13 protein-coding genes, 4 pseudogenes and 1 riboswitch are annotated in these 18638 nt (G+C 73.2%); of the genes and pseudogenes, 7 read left to right on the top strand and 10 right to left on the bottom strand.

Features of this window, described 5'->3' with window-relative positions:
• Positions 1-110 precede the first annotated feature (110 nt).
• The 5 genes from PVK37_RS16040 to PVK37_RS16020 form a co-directional block, all read right to left on the bottom strand.
• A complete protein-coding gene (locus PVK37_RS16040; protein ID WP_275034812.1) occupies positions 111-455 on the bottom strand; it encodes a hypothetical protein in 345 nt (114 codons plus the stop codon).
• A gap of 160 nt (positions 456-615) precedes the next feature.
• The gene (locus tag PVK37_RS16035) at positions 616-1464 is read right to left on the bottom strand and encodes a C39 family peptidase (RefSeq protein WP_275034811.1); all 849 of its coding nucleotides are present in this window, start codon (positions 1462-1464) and stop codon (positions 616-618) included.
• 225 nt (positions 1465-1689) lie between these two features.
• Positions 1690-1832: riboswitch (cyclic di-AMP (ydaO/yuaA leader) on the bottom strand.
• A gap of 321 nt (positions 1833-2153) precedes the next feature.
• Positions 2154-2966 (bottom strand): hypothetical protein, encoded by an 813-nt coding sequence (locus PVK37_RS16030; protein ID WP_275034810.1) that lies wholly within the window; start codon positions 2964-2966, stop codon positions 2154-2156.
• 147 nt (positions 2967-3113) lie between these two features.
• Entirely contained in the window at positions 3114-3587 is a 474-nt protein-coding gene (locus PVK37_RS16025; RefSeq protein WP_275034809.1) for a hypothetical protein, read from the bottom strand.
• 10 nt (positions 3588-3597) lie between these two features.
• Positions 3598-4938, bottom strand: a complete 1341-nt coding sequence (locus PVK37_RS16020) for an acyltransferase family protein (protein WP_275034808.1) — start codon at positions 4936-4938, stop codon at positions 3598-3600.
• Between the two features lie 195 nt (positions 4939-5133).
• On the opposite strand from PVK37_RS16020, the gene PVK37_RS16015 reads away from it, so the two are divergent.
• On the top strand, positions 5134-5742 hold the full coding sequence (locus PVK37_RS16015) for an alpha-ketoglutarate-dependent dioxygenase AlkB (RefSeq protein WP_423791083.1): 609 nt from the start codon (positions 5134-5136) through the stop codon (positions 5740-5742).
• Positions 5743-5872: 130 nt separating this feature from the next.
• The gene (locus tag PVK37_RS16010; RefSeq protein WP_275034806.1) at positions 5873-7204 is read left to right on the top strand and encodes a uracil-xanthine permease family protein; all 1332 of its coding nucleotides are present in this window, start codon (positions 5873-5875) and stop codon (positions 7202-7204) included.
• Positions 7205-7327: 123 nt separating this feature from the next.
• Here the strand turns inward: PVK37_RS16010 and PVK37_RS31705 are convergent.
• The 4 genes and pseudogenes from PVK37_RS31705 to PVK37_RS16000 all read right to left on the bottom strand — a co-directional run.
• Positions 7328-9409 (bottom strand): annotated as a pseudogene (locus tag PVK37_RS31705) (DNA gyrase subunit A); the annotation flags it as partial.
• 393 nt (positions 9410-9802) lie between these two features.
• Positions 9803-10684: pseudogene (locus PVK37_RS31700) on the bottom strand (LAGLIDADG family homing endonuclease); the annotation flags it as partial.
• Positions 10685-10696: 12 nt separating this feature from the next.
• A pseudogene (locus PVK37_RS31695) lies at positions 10697-11104 on the bottom strand (DNA gyrase subunit A); the annotation flags it as partial.
• Between the two features lie 56 nt (positions 11105-11160).
• Positions 11161-13320, bottom strand: coding sequence for a DNA gyrase/topoisomerase IV subunit B (locus PVK37_RS16000; protein WP_423791045.1), 2160 nt, complete (start codon positions 13318-13320; stop codon positions 11161-11163).
• A 315-nt stretch (positions 13321-13635) separates the two neighbouring features.
• Between PVK37_RS16000 and PVK37_RS15995 the strand changes: the two genes are divergently transcribed.
• Positions 13636-14892 carry an SGNH/GDSL hydrolase family protein gene (locus PVK37_RS15995; protein WP_275034804.1) on the top strand — a complete coding sequence of 419 codons (1257 nt, stop codon included), beginning with the start codon at positions 13636-13638 and terminating at the stop codon, positions 14890-14892.
• A gap of 165 nt (positions 14893-15057) precedes the next feature.
• On the opposite strand, the gene PVK37_RS15990 is transcribed toward PVK37_RS15995, so the two are convergent.
• Positions 15058-15504: an RrF2 family transcriptional regulator gene (locus PVK37_RS15990; protein ID WP_275034803.1), complete on the bottom strand. Its 447-nt coding sequence runs from the start codon at positions 15502-15504 to the stop codon at positions 15058-15060.
• Between the two features lie 160 nt (positions 15505-15664).
• Here PVK37_RS15990 and PVK37_RS15985 point away from each other — a divergent pair.
• From PVK37_RS15985 to PVK37_RS15970, 4 genes and pseudogenes are all read left to right on the top strand, one after another.
• Positions 15665-15856: pseudogene (locus PVK37_RS15985) on the top strand (globin domain-containing protein); the annotation flags it as partial.
• A gap of 273 nt (positions 15857-16129) precedes the next feature.
• Complete coding sequence (locus tag PVK37_RS15980; protein ID WP_275034802.1) at positions 16130-17347, top strand: glycosyltransferase; 1218 nt, start codon at positions 16130-16132, stop codon at positions 17345-17347.
• 100 nt (positions 17348-17447) lie between these two features.
• Positions 17448-18086, top strand: coding sequence for a hypothetical protein (locus PVK37_RS15975; RefSeq protein ID WP_275034801.1), 639 nt, complete (start codon positions 17448-17450; stop codon positions 18084-18086).
• 139 nt (positions 18087-18225) lie between these two features.
• Complete coding sequence (locus PVK37_RS15970) at positions 18226-18621, top strand: hypothetical protein (RefSeq protein WP_275034800.1); 396 nt, start codon at positions 18226-18228, stop codon at positions 18619-18621.
• Positions 18622-18638: the final 17 nt, after the last annotated feature.

The following is an 18638-nucleotide window of genomic DNA, read 5'->3' as shown; positions in this document are numbered from 1 at the left end:
CGACCGGCCGCACCCCCGACCGGCCCTCACCCACGATGGGCCCGCGGGTCACGGTGGGCCGCGTCCGGTCGACCCGCGCCTATGGTGGGCCGCGTCCGGTGGGCCTGCTCTCAGACCACCCCGTGCAGGACCAGTCGGAACGTCACGTACAGCGCCAACGCGAGCAGGCTGACCCGGGACGCCCACCGACGTCCCGCCGGCCGGGGGGACGCGGCGAGCCAGCAGGCGACGGCCAGCACCAGCCAGACCAGGGTGTGCAGGTGGTCGACGGCCCAGCCCCGCCATCCCGGGTCCGGGCTGGGCGGAACCCCGTCACCGACGACATGGAACAGCGCCGCCAGCCCGAGGGCCAGCCCGGCGAGGGTACGCAGGATGGGGGCACGATGCCGCGACACGACCCCGCGTACCCCGGCGAAGCGTTCGCGGCCGGCGCTGTCCGGTCGGTCGGCGGGCATGGCGGGCAGTGTAGGCGGCCGACGCCAGCGCCCCCGCCCACGGCTACGACCCCGGCGGGGCGCTACCGACGGTACGACCGCAGCGGGGTGCCGCCGGGCACCGGTCGGGTGTCGGTGCCCGGCGGCCGCAGGAGCCGAGGGCGGGATCGTCGTGCGCGGATCAGGCGGAGTAGCCGCGGGTGGCGACCCAGTCCGCCACCGCGTCGATGCTCATCCAGTACGAGCTGGTGGCGGCGCTCGCCGAGTCGGCGATCTTGACGGTCCGGCCGCCGTCGCGGTAGCCGACCACGGCCACGTAGTGACCGCCGGGGAAGGAGTGCCAGCCGCCGGCGACGTCGGTGGCCGTGCCGGCGACGTTCACCACCACCGCGTACCCGCTGCCCACGGTCTCGACCACGTCGGCGCGGAGCCGGTCCGTCTGGGCCGCCGTGGCCGCCGAACCGGGGATCATGCGGGTCTGGTAGACGTCCCGCCCGACCAGGTCGTTCATCACCCGGGTGGTGTCCTCGGCGGAGTTGGTGCCGAACTCGGTGGTGTTCAGCCGCCGGGCGAGGTCGTCCTGGCTGCGGACGATCCCCCGGGCGGTCAACGCGATCCGGGTGGCCGCCGGCCCACAGTAGTAGTAGGTGCTCTGCTCCTGGTACTCGATGTCGAGCACCTTGGTGGCCGGCGGGCGGGCGGGGGTCGGGCTGGCCGACAGGTCCGGGTCCGGTGCCGTGGTGGTCCGTGGCGCGGCGGGGGACGCGGCCGGCGCGCCGGCCGACGGCGTGCTGCCGGCGGTGGACGGGCTGACCGACGGGCTGGCCGGCGCGGCCGGGAGGCGTTCCTGGGCCCGCGAGGCGGCGGCCGACCGGCTCAGTTCGGCGACGCTGGCGGCGGTGGTGTCCGGCCGGGCCGGGTCGTCGGGGCGGGCCACCAGGACACCGGCGGTGGACGCCGCCACCAGCACCGCCGCCGAGAGGGCGACCTGCCGGGAACGGCGGGACAGCAACTTGATCGGTTTCTTCACGGGGGGTCCTCCACGGTACGGGGGTGGAGAGCGGCGCACCGGCACGCGGATCAGACCGCGCGTCAGGAGTCCGGCCGGCTCAGCCGGGGACGGCGACCGCTCGGGCGACGGCTGGGTCAGCCACCTGGCGCGGACGCCGGGATCAGCGCGGGTGTCCCACGCGGGTGGCCGGTGGCAGCGCGGCACCGTGGAGGTACCGGGGGGCGGGGCGGTACGGCACGAACGACTCCATTCCTCGACCGCCTACCGGGTTAGCTGACGGATTCGGGCGGGAAAGGTCGCCCTACCGCGGGACGATGCCCACGGATTCACCCCGGACGTACAGGTGGGTCCCCGGTTCGTACTTCACGATTCGGCGGGTCGGCGCGGCCTCGCCCTCTGCGATCGACTACCGCACCAGACGGGCCGACATTACTGATTGAGCACTCCACTGCCAACCCTGCTGAGCAGCCAGAACATCATCCCGAGCCGGTCAGCGCGGCACGTTGTCGAACTGTCGTCGCTCAATGGGACGACCAGTTACCGGGGAATCGTCGGGCGAGAACCGGTCGTTTGTCGGCGGAATCGGTCCGGGCCGGGTGGCCCCAGACCGGACAACCGACCCCGAAGACCCCACCGGCCCGACGGCCGCCCGGATCATGTCACGATCCGGTCACGCGACCAGGTTCCCGGGCCACCGGGGCAGGTGTTCAGCCCACCCGGGCCGGACGCCAGCGGGTGACGGTGCGGACCGTGCCGGTCATCCGCCGCGTCGCCACCGGCACCGGACGGACCGCCGCCCGCAGGCGCTCCGCGGCCACGTACGCCTCCTCGGCCAGGCTGCGCGCCGCAGTGGCCGCCACCTCGGCGTCCTGCCAGGCCACCCGCTCCCGCTCGGCGGCCACCCGGTAGTCCGCCCGACGCAGGTCACGGACCACCCGGTGCAGCACGGCCTCCTGGACCACCGGGTGCAACCGCGGATCCCAGCCGTGCCGCCGGGCGAAGACGTCGCTGAGTTGCCGCACCGACAGGTCACCCCGCCAGTACGCCGCCATCGCGGCCCGGTGCAGGTAACGTTCCCGGGCCGCGTACTCGGCAGGGGTGTGCGGGGTGGCCAGGAGGGGCAGGGCGGCGGCACCGGCGAACCGACGGGCGGCGCTCTCCGCCTCGTCGTACGCCTGCCAGGCCGTCTCCACCTCTTCCTGAGCGGTCAGCCAGTCCGCCCGGCGACGACGCGCCGTCTGCGCCGCACCGGCCGCCGCCACGGCCACCTCCTCGGCGTACCGGCGCAGGTCCGCCAGATCCGGCCCGACCGGATCACCGGCCGCCGCCTCCGGGCCGGCGGGCCCACCGGCCGCCGCGTCCGGGCCGGCCGGAAGGGGTGAGGGTGCGGCCGGGGTGGGTTCCCGTTCGGGGCGGGCCACCAGGACGGTCAGCACGGTCAGGGCGAGCAGGAGCAGGGCGGACCAGATGGCAGCCGCCCGGGGCACATCGATCAGGAACTCGTAGAGAACGACGTCCATCGTCGGCACCTCACGGAACAGGAAGCGGGCGGGGGCCGTACCGGCATCCGGGCGCGGGGCGTCTCGGGGGACGCCGGGCACGGGGCGCGTACGGGGTGAGGTTCGTCAGGTCGTCCCGCCCCCGGGCAGGTCACCGGGGTGGACGGCTCAGCACGGTGGTGGCGCCCGCGAGCCGACGGCACCCGCCGGCGTACCGACCAGCGGCCGGACCGGGGCGACGCCGACGGTGGCTCCCCCGTCCGGCGCGGCATCGCCCGGCCCGGCGGGGAACCGGACCGGCACCGCCGTGCGGTCCGTGTCGTCCAGGGTGGTCGACCAGCCCGCCCCGGCGCTCGACGCCGGGTCGGCGGGTGCGCGGAGCGCGGTGGGGTCGAACATGCTGGGGTCGAACGCGGTGGAGTCGAACGCGGTGGAGTCGAACGCGGTGGGGCCGAACACGGTGGGGTCGAACACCACCAACCGGTCGACGGAGCCGGGAACCGGCTCGGACCAGGCCGACAGGTTGCCGGCCAGCGCGCCGCCGCTCAGCGCGAGGGCCACCGTCACGGCCAGGCTGGTGAACACCCGGGACACCCAGCGCGCCAACCACCACCGGGGGCGGTCGAACGCGACAGGGGGCACGAAAAGCAGATTACCCCGAACGTCGGGTACCCGCATCGATGCCGCGCGTGTCGGGATCCGTCCCGTTGCCGGGCCGCCGGGCGGACGGCACCGCGAGCCGCGGTACCGCCACTCCTGCCCCCGCCCCGGGGGCCGATACCGCTACCTCCGACCCGGGCCCGGATGCCGACGCCGCCGGCTCCGGCGCCGACCCGGGAGCCGGTGTGGACTGCCGGGGCCGGTCGGTGCCGCCGGCCGGCGTCGACGGCGCACCCGGTGGGGCGGACCGCTTCCGGGCGGGAGCCAGCAGACGCATCATCGGGGTCTCCACCCAGCGGTACAGCAGCCAGGCCAGCAGCAGGTTCACCAGCAGGAACCCGACCACGACCAGCAGACCCGTCCAGCCGGTGAACCCGACGCCGTGGTGGCCGGTGAGCCGCAACACGGTGATCATCACGAACACGTGCACCAGGTAGAACGCGAACGAGACCTCACCGAGCCAGACCATCGGCCGCGACCGCCACGGCGAGGGCAGGCCGCGCACGTCGGCCCGCGCCGCCGAGGTGATGATCAGGATGTACGCGACGGAGAGCAGCGCCGCCCAGAACTCCGCGCGGATCCACTCGCCGGCGACCAGCCACGTCACCACGAAGATCAGGCTGGCCAGCGGCAGACCCGGCCCGCGCCAGTGCCCGCGCCGCATCAGCTCGGCGGCGGCGACCCCCATCCAGAACTCGGTGGAGCGCACCAGCGGGAAGACCTGGGTGAACCACCAGCGGTCCTGCTCCGGCACCAGCAGCTGCCCCGGCCAGAGCGCCAGGATGACCAGCGGCACCGCGACCACCACGGCCCACAGCGCCCAGGGCCGCATCCGGCGGATCACCGGCAGCGCGAACGGCAGGCAGAGGTAGAAGAACAGCTCGCAGGAGAGCGACCAGCTCACCGTGTTGACGCTGTAGAAGTAGCCGGGGGTGGGGTTCCACGCCTGGATCAGGAAGAGGTTCTGCATCGCGGCCGAGCCGTTGAACGGGTCGGCGAACCAGAGCCCGACCAGCAGCACCAGCGCCCAGAGCACCACGTGGTTGGGATAGATCTTGGCCAGCCGCCGCCGCCAGAACCCCCACTTCGTGTCCTGCGGTCGGGCCGACCAGACCAGCACGAAACCACTGAGGATGTAGAAGAACTGCACCCCGGACAGGCCCAGGGTGAACAGTTGGTCCACCACCGCCTTGTGGCCCGGTTCGACGATGATCCGCATCGTCCCGACGTGGAAGCCGAAGACCAGCATCGCCGCGATCCACCGCAGACCGGTCAGCGAGGGCAGCCGGTGCAACGACCGGTCCACCCCGGCCGCCGGGGCCAGGCTGGTCATGACACCGCCCGCGGGTACGGCTCGCGGATCGGCATACGGTCTCTCCCGTCGGTCGGCCGGCGTACGCCGGAGGGGTGGTCGCCCGGAGCGGCACGGGTGCCGCCCGCCGGGCACCCTACCCCGACCGCCACTCGTACGGGTGTTCGACAGCGGCGTAGGATCGGCGACGTGGGAGACGTGGCGTACCAGCCGTCGATGCTGGACCTGGCCGAGGAGGGCAGCACCCTCGGGCCGCTCGCCGGCCGGGTACGCCGGCACCAGCTGAGCCACGGGGCCTGGGTCGACCACCTGCCCGGCTGGGTACGCGGCTCCGACCCGGTGCTGGTCACGCTGCTGCACGAGGTGCCGTGGCGGGCCGAGCGCCGCCGGATGTACGACGCCGACGTGGACGTGCCCCGGCTGCTCTGTTGGTACGCCGCCGGGCGGCCGCTGCCCCACCCGGTGCTGACGCAGGCCCGTGTCGCGCTCAACCGGCACTACGCCGCCGAACCGGGTGAGGAGTTCGTCACCGCCGGAATGTGCCTGTACCGCTCCGGCCGGGACAGCGTGGCCTGGCACGGGGACACGCTGGGCCGGGGCGGGCGGGTCGACACGATGGTGGCGATCGTCTCGTTCGGGTCACCGCGCCCGTTGCTGCTGCGTCCGCGCGGCGGCGGGGCCGGGCTGCGGTTCCCGCTCGGGCACGGCGACCTGGTGGTGATGGGTGGCTCCTGCCAGCGCACCTGGGAACACGCCGTGCCGAAGACCAGCCGCCCGGTCGGGCCCCGCGTCAGCGTCCAGTTCCGCCCCGCCGGCGTCGCCTGACCCCCGCCGGGCCGCCCACTCACGTCTGCGGGATGCCGCCGGGCCGTCCACCCGCGTCGGCGGCACTCTGCTAGAAACGTGCAGGGTCGTCCGCCGTCCCCGCCGGTCTCCCGACGCGAAGGGCAGCGCCATGACCCAGTCACCCACCGAGACACCGTCGCGCTGGTCGCCGTGGCGGCTACACGGCGACGGCCGCACCGTACGCCCCGGCGACGTGGTCGACCCCGGGGAGCGGCTGTCCTGGCCGCGTACGGTGGGCGTCGGCGTACAGCACGTGGTGGCGATGTTCGGGGCCACCTTCACGGTGCCGTTGATCACCGGTTTCCCGCCGGCCACCACGCTGTTCTTCTCCGGGCTGGGCACGCTGCTCTTCCTGCTGATCACCGGCAACCGGCTGCCGTCGTACCTGGGCTCGTCGTTCGCCTTCATCGCGCCGGTGCTGGCCGCGAAGGCCGGCGGCGACATCGGCCCGGCGTTGGGTGGCATCGTCGTCGCGGGGGTGGCGTTGGCGCTGGTCGGGCTGGTGGTCCAGGTGGCCGGGGCGCGCTGGATCGACGCGCTGATGCCGCCGGTGGTGACCGGCGCGATCGTCGCGCTGATCGGGCTGAACCTGGCCCCGGTGGCCTGGGACGGCAACGGCAGCGGTACGGGCGTCAAGGCCCAGCCGCTGGTCGCGGTGGTCACGCTGGCCGCGATCCTGCTCGCCACGGTGGCCTTCCGGGGTTTCCTCGGCCGACTGTCCATCCTGCTCGGCGTGGTGGTCGGCTGGTTGTTCGCCGCCGTCACCGGCGGGTTGGACCCGGCGACCCTGACCCGGCTGCGCGAGGCCGCCTGGGTGGGGCTGCCGGAGTTCCACACCCCGAGCTTCAGTCTGCGCGCGGCGATCCTGGTCATCCCGGTGATCCTGGTCCTGGTCGCGGAGAACGCCGGGCACGTCAAGGCGGTGGCCGCGATGACCGGCCGCAACCTGGACCGGAGCCTGGGTCGGGCGTTCCTCGGCGACGGCCTGGCAACCGTGCTGGCCGGGTCCGGCGGCGGCTCCGGCACCACCACGTACGCGGAGAACATCGGCGTGATGGCGGCGACCCGGGTCTACTCGACGGCCGCGTACTGGGTGGCCGGCGTGGCGGCGGTGCTGCTCGGGCTCAGCCCGAAGTTCGGCGCGCTGATCCTGACCGTGCCGGCCGGGGTGCTCGGTGGCGCGACCACCGTCCTGTACGGGCTGATCGCCGTCCTGGGCGCCCGGATCTGGATCGAGAGCCGGGTCGACTTCCACGACCCGGTCAACCTGTTCACCGCCGCCGTCGCGGTGATCATCGGCGCGGCCGACTACACCCTGACCGCCGGGGACCTGTCCTTCAACGGCATCGCCCTGGGCACCGCCGCCGCCCTGCTCACGTACCACACCCTCCGCACCATCACCCGCCTCCGCACCCCACCCCCACCCGATCCGTCGCGTTGATCATGAAGTTGTTGTCGCGCGCACGGCGTGTCGCGGACAACAACTTCATGATCAACGGGGCGGGCCCCGGGGGCGGTGGGGCCGGGGGCCCGGGGGGGGACCCGGGTGGGGGGGTGGGGGGGGTTAGGCGCGGGAGAGGTGGTGGCCTAGGAGGGTGGGGCCGAGGAGGACGGCGAAACCGGAGCCGTCGCGGCGGGGATCCTCGGCGGGCAGGTCCACCGGGTCGCCGGTGGCGGTGCAGCCGACCGGACGCGGACCCACCCAGGCCACCACCAGGTCCGTCTCACCCTTGAGGAAGCGCTGCGCGCGCACCCCGCCGGTCGACCGGCCCTTCGCCGGGTACGCCTCGAACGGCGTCACCTTCACCGTGGCCCCGGTGGAGGTGACCACCATCGGCGCGCCGTGCTCCGGGTCGTCGGTACGGACCGCGCCGAAGAACACCACCCGCGCGCCGGCCGGCAGGTTGATGCCGGCCATCCCGCCGCCCTTGACGCCCTGCGGGCGGACCAGGGTCGCCGGGAACCGCAGCAGCGACGCCTCGGAGGAGACGAAGGCCAGCGTCTCCGCGCCGTCGGTCAGCCAGGTCGCCCCGACCACCTCGTCACCGTCGCGGAGGCTGATCACCTCGAACTCGTCGGAGCGTACCGGCCACTCCGGGGCGCAGACCTTGACCACACCCTGCCGGGTGCCCAGGGCCAGGCCGGGCGAGCCCTCGACGGTCGGGCCGAGCGGGGCCAGGCCGACCACCGTCTCCCCCGACTCCAGTGGCACCAGTTCGGCGGCGGACATCCCCCCGCTGACCGAGACCGTGCCGGTCTGCTCGGGCAGCACCGGCAGCGGCAGCACGTCCACCTTGAACGCCCGGCCGGCGCTGGTCACCAGCAGCACCCGGCCCCGGGCGGTGGAGTGCACGAGCGCGCGTACCGCGTCGTGCTTGACCCGGCCGCGCCGGCCGCGCCCCTCGACGGCCTCCTCCGACTCGGCCGCGGTCCGGGCGATCAGCCCGGTGGCGGAGAGGATCACCTGGCACGGGTCGTCGGCGACCTCCAGCGGCCCGGCCGGCACCGACGCGGCCAGCACCTCCTTGAGGTCACCGTCGACCAGGGTGGTGCGGCGCGGGGTGGCGGACTGCTTCGCGACGGCGGCCAGCTCGTCGGAGACCAGCTTCTTCAGCACCTTCTCGTCGTCGAGGATGCGGGACAGCTCGGCGATCTCGCCGCGCAGCTTCTCCTGCTCGGCCTCCAGCTCGATCCGGTCGTACTTGGTGAGCCGGCGCAGCGGGGTGTCGAGGATGTAGGTGGCCTGGATCTCGGAGAGCCTGAACCGGCGCATCAGGCCGTCCTTGGCGTCCTGCGCGTCCTCGGCGGCCCGGATCAGCCGCACCACCTTGTCGATGTCGAGCAGGGCGATCAGCAGACCGTCGACCAGGTGCAGCCGTTCCTCGCGCTTGCGGCGGCGGTACGCGCTGCGCCGGGTCACCACCTCGTACCGGTGGGCGAGGAAGACCTCCAGCAGCGCCTTCAGCCCGAGGGTCTGCGGCTGCCCGTCCACCAGGACCAGGTTGTTCACGCCGAAGGACTGCTCCAGCGGGGTGAGCCGGTACAGGTCGGCCAGCAGGGCCTGCGGGTTGACGCCGACCTTGCACTCGACGACCAGCCGGGTGCCGCTCTCCCGGTCGGTGAGGTCCTTGACGTCGGCGATGCCGGTGAGCCGCTTGGTCTTGGTCACCTCGTTGGTGATCGCCGCGATGACCTTCTCCGCGCCCACCCCGTACGGCAGCTCGACGACGGTGATCGCCTGCCGGCCCCGGCTGCCCTCGACCGGGCCGATCTCCACCTTGCCGCGCATCCGGACCACGCCCCGGCCGGTCTCGTACGCCCGGCGGACCTCGTCCAGGCCGAGCAGCAGGCCACCGGTGGGCAGGTCCGGCCCGGGGACGAACTCCATCAGCTTGTCGAGGGTGGCGTCCGGGTACCGGATCAGCCAGCGGGCGGCCTGGACGACCTCGCCGAGGTTGTGCGGGATCATGTTGGTCGCCATCCCGACCGCGATCCCGGACGCGCCGTTGACCAGCAGGTTCGGGAAGGCGGCCGGCAGCACGGTGGGCTGGGTGAGCGAGCCGTCGTAGTTCGGCTCGACGTCGACGGTGTCCTCGCCCAGCTCACCGACGAGGAGCACCGCCTCCCGGGAGAGCCGGGCCTCGGTGTTGTGGTTGACGAAACCACCGGCGAGGAAGGAGTGATCGGAGGACTGTACCCGTACCGAGTACACCTCGGCGCGCTCGCCTTCCTCGACGCTGGTCACCTGCTCGAACCGGTACCCCGAGTCCATGATCGGCAGAATTGTCGCCAGTATCTCGGTGTCCTTGATCCGGTCGATGATACGCAGACGCTCGGTCTCCCACCGCTCGACGCGGTCGAAGTTGTGTTGGGTCAGCCACTTACGGCCACTGCCCCGACGGTCGAAGTCGAGCGCGCCACGGACGTACTCGGCGACGAACGGAACGCGGTCCTTGCTCAGCCGGTGCGCGCGCAGCGGCGCATGTTTCAGCGTCTCCGCCAGCATCGACTGTTTCGTGCGCAGAAAGCCCACCCGCGTGGCGAACGCCTTGATGTTGCGAAGCCCCGAGACGACCAGACGGTGCTCGACCGAGCCGCTGGGACGCGTGTACTGCCGACGACAGGCGACGACCCCGAACTCCGCGAGGAGTTCCTGCACCTCCCGACTCAACCGATCGCTGTAGCTGGTGTACTGAATGGTGAAGCTGCCATTCGCCACGCGAACCCCGCCGTCGCCCTCGAACAGGGCCATCAGGAAGGCCCGCTTCACCCCCCATCCCCCGCCCCAGACGAACTGCGGTACGAACTTGTCCCGCGCCTGGTGACCGATGAACTCGGCCAACGGACTCGCCCGGAACGCGTCCATCCCTCCGGAGGACTCCTGCACGTCAATGTCCCGGATGCGCTTTCGGTCACGGCGTGTCTGCCGGTCATTGACGTACCGTCGACCGCCGACGACCTGGTCGTACGCGTGCAGAACCTCGTCAAAGAAGTGGTCGTCGGTGTTGCTGAATCCCGCCCGGGACTCGCTGGCGAACCCTTCCGACGCCCAGGCTCCACCGAGGAGGCCCAGCATGTACTCCCGCGCGGTCGGCACGACCTGCGACCAGGCGTTACGGGCGATACACACCACCGTGCCGGTGGTGATCTCGTCAAGCCGCCGCCACTGGAAAAGTGGCACGCCCATCGGTGACTCCAGGCAGAGGACCAGATGGTTCTCGCTGCCTCGGAGCGAGAATCCGGTCTCCGTCTCGATCCTGATCGTCGGGTGGACCCCGGAGTTGAAGACCCGGTCGACCCGGACGGCCTTGCCGTCCTTGTCGAGGACCTCGAAGTCGGCGTCAGCCTCGCTGTCCGGCGGCAGATCCACAAGGTCCGCCAGCCGAGGACTGGTGCCGTCGACCAACCGAATCCGGGTGTCACCGGTGAGGCAGTAGCGGGCCGCGGCCGGGCCGTCGTCCGGACTCCCGAAGTTCCCGTGTCCGTCGATGAGTGGGACGTTGAGGGAGAAGTCCTGGGCCAGCCGGACCAGCGCGTCGTAGATGGCCGTGTCGCCGTGCGGGTGGTACCGGCCCATCACGTCGCCGACCACCCGGGCCGACTTGACGTGCGCCCGGTCCGGCCGGAAGCCGGACTCGTGCATGGAATAGAGGATGCGCCGGTGCACCGGCTTGAGGCCGTCGCGGGCGTCGGGCAGCGCCCGGGAGTGGATGACCGAGAAGGCGTACTCCAGGTAGGAGTCGGAGACCTCGGTGACCAGCGGGTTGTCGAAGACCCGCGCGCCAGCCTGGTCGAAGGAGGCCAGGTCGGCGCGGGGGCCGGTGTTCTTGCGGCGTGCCATGGTTCAGCGTTCCCTTTCCAACGGGCCCGTGGTCGTGCGGTGCCGGTCGCGGGTCCTCATGCGTCGATCGCCTCGCGGTCGACCCGGTCGGCGGACTCGATCAGCCAGTTGCGGCGCGGCTCGACCTTCTCCCCCATCAGCAGGTCGAGGATCCGCTCGGCGGCGTCCACGTCGTCGAGGGTGATCCGGCGCACCGCCCGGGTGGCCGGGTTCATGGTGGTCTCCCACAGCTCGTCGGCGTCCATCTCACCGAGACCCTTGAACCGGGGCACCGGGGTGACGATCTGCTTGCCGGCCTTCTCCAGCTTCCGGATGGTCGCCTCCATCTCGGCCTGGGTGTAGGTGTAGACGGTCTGCGGGTTCCGGCCCTTCGTGGTGATCTTGTGCAGTGGCGGCATGGCGGCGTAGAGCCGGCCCGCCTCGATCAGCGGACGCATGTACCGGGCGAAGAGCGTGATCAGCAGGGTCCGGATGTGCGCGCCGTCCACGTCGGCGTCCGCCATGATCAGGACGCGGCCGTACCGCAGCGCCGACAGGTCGAAGGTACGCCCGGAGCCGGCCCCGAGCACCTGCACGATCGCGGCGCACTCGGCATTGTCCAGCACCTGCTGGAGGTTGGCCTTCTGCACGTTGAGGATCTTGCCCCGGATGGGCAGCAGGGCCTGGTACTCGGCGACCCGGGCCAGTCGGCTCGACCCGAGCGCGCTGTCGCCCTCCACGATGAACAGCTCGCTGCGGTCCAACCCGGTGGAGCGGCAGTCCACCAGCTTGGCCGGCATCGCCGCGCCCTCCAGGGCGGTCTTGCGCCGGGCGGCGTCCTTCTGCTGCTTCTGGGTCAGCCGGACCCGGGCCGCGTCGACGATCTTCTGGAGGACGGTCCGCGCCTCGGCCTTCGTCCGCCGGTCGTCCAGCCACGCCTTCAGGTGCTGCTCCACCAGGGACTGGATGACCTTGGTGATGCCGGCGGTGGAGAGTTCGTCCTTGGTCTGCGAGGTGAACTGCGGCTCGGGGATGCGGACGTGCACCACCGCGGTCATCCCCTCCAGGACGTCGTCCAGGGTGGGTGGGTCCTCCTTGGCCTTCAGCAGGCCGCGGGTGGCGCGGACGGCGTCGGCGAGGGTACGCGCCAGGGCCCGCTCGAAGCCCTTGCGGTGGGTACCGCCGTGCGCGTTGCGGATGGTGTTGGTGAAGCACTCGACGGTGCGGTCGTAGCCGGTGCCCCAGCGGAACGCCACCTCGATCTCGGCGCGCCGCTGCACGTTGGACTGCATGACGCCGTGCGCGTCGGCGGCGTTCTCCCGGTAGCTGCCCTCGCCGGTGACCAGCAGGGTGCCGGAGACCGGCCGGTCGCCGGCCGGGGCGAGGAACTCCACCATGTCGGTGAGCCCGTTCGGGTAGTGGAACCGCTCCTCGGCCGGCGCGGTGGGCCCGGTCCCGTCCCCGGTCCCGTCCCCGGTCCCGTCCGTCCCGTCCGCACCGTCCGCCGCCCGGCCCGCCTCGTCCGCGCCGTCCGCCGGGCGTCCCGTCCCGGTCTCGTCGCGGAGCCGGTAGTCGACCCCGGGCACCAGGAAGGCGGTGTTGCGCAGCTTGGTGCGGACCGCGTCGACGTCCAGCCGGGCCCCGGTCTCGAAGTAGCGGGGGTCGTACCAGTACCGGATGGAGGTGCCGGTGCGCTGGCCGCGCTTCATCGCGCCGACCACCTGGAGGCCGGGGCCGGGGGTGAACGGGGCGTCCGGGCCGTCGCCGTCGAAGACCCCGGGCACCCCGTGCCGGAACGACATCGCGTGGACCTTGCCGCCGCGCCGGACGGTGACGTCGAAGCGCCGGGAGAGGGCGTTGACCGCCGACGCGCCCACCCCGTGCAGGCCGCCGGAGGTCTTGTACCCGGAGCCGCCGAACTTGCCGCCGGCGTGCAGCCGGGTCAGCACCAGCTCGACGCCGGAGATGCCGGACTTGGCGTGCACGTCGGTCGGGATGCCCCGGCCGTCGTCGTCGACCTGCACCGACCCGTCGGCGTGCAGGACGACGTCGATCCGGGTGGCGTGCCCGGCGACCCCCTCGTCGGTGGAGTTGTCGAGGATCTCGTTGACGAGGTGACCCACGCCACGGCTGTCGGTGGAGCCGATGTACATGCCGGGGCGCTTGCGGACGGCGTCCAGCCCCTCCAGGTGGGTGAGGTCGTCGGCCCCGTAGAGAGGCTCAAGCTCTGCGGTCAACTTGGTCGTACTCCCAGGTCTCGGCGGTGCGGGGCCACCCCCGGCGAAGATCGCCGGTGGGCGGCGCGCCGCAGCGAGCCTAGCCGGGCGGACCGACACGTCGCCGCCGCCCCGCGCGGAGCGGCCCCTCACAGACCGGTCGTGAGCTGGGCGACGCGCTCGCCGGGCACCGGCCCGACCGGCCCGACCAGCCGGTCCGACCCCGCGCTTAATCGATGGAAATTGTTACGAGCCGTTGACGCCCGGAAGACGGGCGTGATCTGATCGCGCTCTCGAAAGAATCTCTCACATTTCCATCAATGGATGGAGGAACCGATGTCCGTGTTCCGTCGCGCCGCGTTCGCCGCGGCGCTGGCCGTGGCCTCGGCCGGGCTCACCGCAGCGGTCGCGCCACCGGCTCCGGCGACGGCCGCGCTGCCCACCGCCGCGGTGGCGCTCGGCGACAGCTTCATCAGCGGTGAGGGCGCCGGCGCGTACACCCCGGTGGTGGACGTCAACGGGGTGGCCCAGGGCTTCCCCGGCTGGTCCGCGCCGAACGCCAACGCGTTCTTCTGCCACCGCTCGGCCAACGCCTCGCTGCACCGGGCCAGCCTGCCCGGCATCCAGGACCGGTTCAACCTGGCCTGCTCCGGTGGGCAGCCGTACGACATCACCGCCGCCTCGGCCAGCCGGACCAAGGGCCGCCAGGTGGCCGCCCAGCTCGACCAGCTCCGCGCGGTCGGCCGGACCCACGACATCGACCTGGTGCTGATCGGCCTCGGCTCGAACAACAGCTCGTTCACCTTCGGCTCGGTCGCCGAGAAGTGCGCCAACCGGTTCATCGCCGACGCCTGGACCGGCTGGTGGGAGTTCTGGGCGTACCTCGGCGGGCCGGTCCCGCAGGAGCCGTGCAGCGACGCGGACCTGGCCACCGGGGCGCAGCTCTCGGCGGCGATCGGCGAGACCACCACCGCCGTGCGGCAGATCCTCACCACGCTCGCCCAGATCGACGCCGACGGCCAGCACCGGGTGGTCTTCCAGGACTACACCAACCCGCTGCCGCTCGACCTGTACCCGACCTTCCACGAGGAGGACGGCCGGGCCGACGACCGGGACAAGTTCCGCGACCTGGGCGCGGAGCGGTACGCCGCCGGCTGCCCGATCCACCGGGCCAGCCTGGCCCCGGGCCACCGGTTCTCGGCGGGCCTCGGCACCCTGGTCAAGTCGGCCCGGGACGCGCTGGCCGTCGAGTTCCCCGGCGCGGACCTGGTCTACCTGAACGTGCAGCGGGCCTTCGACGGCGCCCGGCTGTGCGAGCAGCCGACCAGCCCGTCGGGCTCCCTGGCCACCCCGATCCGGCTCCAGGACGGTCCCACCGGGGTCTTCGTGACCAGCCTCGCCGGCAAGGACAAGATCGCCATCCAGAAGATCGCCAACACCTGCGGCACCTACTTCCAGACCTGCCAGGAGTCGTGGCACCCGAACGCGGCTGGGCACCAGGTGCTCGGGCAGTGCCTGACCGGGGCGGCCAGCACCGGCAGCCGGGACGTGGCCTGCGTACGGGGGTCGGACGGCACGGTCCGGGTCTCCTGACCACCGCCCCACCCACCAGGACCATCCGACGTGCCGTTCGTGTCGCTTCGCGGTAGGAGCGACCCGGACGCCGACCGAACAGCTCCGTGAGCTGGTCCACCGGAACCCCGCCCGTCCCGGGCGGGGTTCCGTCGTCTTCCGCCATGCCCCGGGCCGCCGGGTCCGCTACCCGGGGACGGGGCCCTTCCGCACCGCACCGAGGGCGAGCAGCATCGGGCTGGCCGGGCCGCTGACCAGGTCACCGAGCCGGACCTGGTCGAGTACGTCCAGGAAGGCGCGCTGGGCGCGACGCAGCTCCCCGCGCAGCGTGCACGCGCTGCGCAGCGGGCAGGCCGGCCGGTCGCAGTCCACCACCTCGTCGTCGCCCTCGAACGCCCGGACCACCGCGCCGACGGTGAGCGCCGCCGCCTCCTCGGCGAACACCACTCCCCCGGCCCGGCCCCGGATGGTGACCAGCACGCCCAGCCGCTGGAGCCGCTGGACGACCTTCGCGACGTGGTTGCGGGGCAGGGCGAGCCGGGCGGCCAGTTCGTCGACCGTCGTCCGGTCCGCGGACGCCAGGGCCAGCATGGCGATCCGCAGCGCCATGTCGGTGGACCGGTTCAGCTTCACGGCACCGACCCTAGCCAGGGTGACCCGGCCATCACCATGACCGCCGCGACCTGGGACGGATGTGATTCCGGCGACCCGGGAACCGGGACTTTCGACCCTGAAGAGGTATTTCGGTTACCTGTTTGCTGGACGGGTCCGACCGTCTGCAGAGGAGTACACCGTGCTCACGGAGTCATCGACCGCGGTGGTCAAGGCCACCCTGCCCGCCGTCCAGGCGCACGGCGAGGAGATCACCGGCCGGTTCTACCAGCGCATGTTCGCCGCCCACCCGGAGCTGCTCGACCTGTTCAACCGGGGCAACCAGGCGACCGGCCGGCAGCGGGCCGCCCTCGCCGGTGCCGTGGGCGTGTACGGCGGGTGCCGTTCATGAACCAGGTACGCGGCGGGCTGCTGCGCCGGGGCGTACCGGCCGACCGGATCGCGTACGAGGTCTTCGGTCCGGGCATGTTGCGCGACGACCGGTGACCGACCGGCCGGCGGGAAGTCGGCGGCGAGTTGGTTAGGCCGGATGGCTGAGGGTAGGGACCTGCCCATGCGGGGGCCGCCGACCCGGCGCGCGGACACGGGTGACGGATCACGGACGACCGTCTCCCGAACGACGGGACCGGCTGATGGAGGAGGAACCATGCGGATCGCGCTGATCTCGGAACACGCCAGCCCGCTCGCCGTCCTGCCCGACGGCACAGCCGGCGGCCAGCACGCGCACGTCGCGGAACTGGCCGCCGCACTCGTCGCGGAGGGCCACGACGTGCGGGTCTACACCCGGCGGGACTCCGACACGGTGCCGGACGCGGTCTCCACCCGGGACGGTTACCTGGTCTGCCACGTGCCCGCCGGACCGGCCGAACGGATACCCCGGGACGAGCTGCTGCCGTACATGGGCGAGTTCGGGCGCTGGCTGGCCGGGCAGTGGCAGGCCGACGACTGGCTGCCCGACGTCGCGCACGCGCACTACTGGACGTCCGGCCTGGCCACCCTGCACGCCGGACGGCGGACCGGGGTGCCGGTGGTGCAGACGTACCACGGCCTCGGCACGGTGGCCCGCCGCCAGGAGGGGAACCGCGACACCAGCCCACCGGGCCGGATCGGATACGAGCGGGCCATCGGCCGGGCCGTCGACCGGGTGGTCGTGCAGGGCCAGACCGAGGTCGGGGAGCTGCTCCGGATGGGGGTGCCCCGGTCCCGGATGACCCTGGTGCCCGGCGGGGTCAACCAGGAGCTGTTCCGGCCGGACGGACCCGTCGCGCCCCGCGACCCCGCCCGGCCCCGGATCCTCACCGTCGGCCGGCTGGTCGCCCACGACGGCCTCCCGGACCTGGTCCGGGCGCTGCCCGGGGTGCCGGAGGCCGAGTGCGTGGTGATCGGTGGTCCCCCCGCCGACCGGCTCCCCACCGACGGCTTCGCCCGCCGGTTGACGGCGCTCGCCACCGCCTGCCGGGTCGCCGACCGGGTCCGCCTGCTCGGCGCGGTGCCCCGCGAGGAGCTGGGCCGCTGGTACCGCTCGGCCGACGTGCTGGTCGCCGCGCCGTGGCACGAGCCGGCGCACCTGACCCCGCTGGAGGGGATGGCCTGCGGGGTGCCCGTGGTCGGCACCACCGTCGGCGGCGTCGCCGAGTCGGTGGTCGACGGGCTCACCGGTGACCTCGTCCCGGCCCGGGACCCCAGGGCGCTGGGCACCGCGATCCGCCGGCTGCTCCGCGACAACGTGCGCCGTTTCTCGTACGCCACCGCGGCGCTGGACCGGATCCGCAGCGGCTACTCCTGGCAGCGGGCCGCCCAGCAGCTCGGCGCGGTCTACGCGTCGCTGACCGCGATGCACCATTCGGCGCAGGCGGTGGCCTGACCCCTTCGGCGCCCCGCTGGCGCGATCGGTCGGGCGTGGGCACGAATAGCCGCTCAGGGGCGGGGTATGCCGCACCGCCCACACGGCGGAAGGGGATCAGATGTCCGAACGGCACACCGTACTGCGCTCGATGCACGATCTGGGCCTGGCGGCCTGGTTCGGCGGCTCGTTGATGGGAGCCACCGGTGTCAACGGGGCGGCGGCGCAGATCAGGGACGACACCGAACGGCTGCCGACGGCCTCGGCGGGCTGGGCCCGGTGGACGCCGGTCAACGCGGCGGCGATCGGGGCCCACCTGGCCGGAGCGGTCGGCGAACTGGTGACCGAGAGCCCCCGGGTGCTCACCCAACGGGGCGTCGGCCGGATGAGCGCGGTCAAGACCGTGCTGACGGTCGCCGCGCTGGCGGTGACCGGCTACAGCAAGATGCTCGGGATGCGGCTGGAGAAGGCCGGCCACCCGCCGGTCGCCGGGGTCACCGAGCCCCGGCCCGACACACCCCGGGAGGTCGCCGCCTCACAGCGGCAGATGAGGGTGCTCCAGTGGGCCGTCCCGGCCATCACCGGCGCGCTGATCGTGGTGACCAGCTACGCCGGGGAGCAGCAGAAACCCGGCCAGGTGCTCCGAGGGGTCCTCGGCCGGGCCGGCGGCATGATGAACGGTGCCAGGGGAATGGGCGTGGGGATGCTCGCAGCCGGCAACGGCCACGGGCGGATGCACCGCGTCATGGCCCACCGCTGACGGCGGAGGCCGCGACGACCTGCGGCCCGCGACCGGCACCCGTACGGTCGCGGGCCGTCGCGGGCCGTCGCATGCCGTCGCGTGCCGCGCGGAGGTGCCGGCGACGGCCGGCGGAGGTCCGACGACCAGTGAGGTGATCATGACGGGGCAGGAGCGACCGGAACGGGACGTCGAGCGGGGCGGGCCGCAGCAGCCGGGACCGTGGGGCACCACCGGCCAGTACCAGGGTGAACCGCCCTGGGGGGCCGGCGAGGACTCGCCGATGGACGAGGGCAGCGAGGACACCGCCGTACCGCCGGGTCGGCGCGGCGAGCGGCGGGCCGGCGAGCCGACCGGGGAGTCCCGCCCCGCCGGCCGGCACGGGTTCGGCCCGGTCGAGCCGGGCCGTCCCCCGGTGGCGGGTCCGGGCGCGCCGCCGGACCCCGCGCCCGCGCGGCGGACCTTCCCGGACGACACCGCCGGCGGTGACCTGCCCGACAACGCGCTCGAGGAGGCGACCGGCATGCATCCGGAGACCCGGCCACCGGGCCGCTGACCGGGGCGAACACGTTT

The sequence above is a fragment of the Micromonospora cathayae genome (assembly GCF_028993575.1).
In the GTDB taxonomy this organism is placed as follows: domain Bacteria; phylum Actinomycetota; class Actinomycetes; order Mycobacteriales; family Micromonosporaceae; genus Micromonospora; species Micromonospora cathayae.
This window is presented reverse-complemented; position numbering and strand designations above follow the sequence as displayed.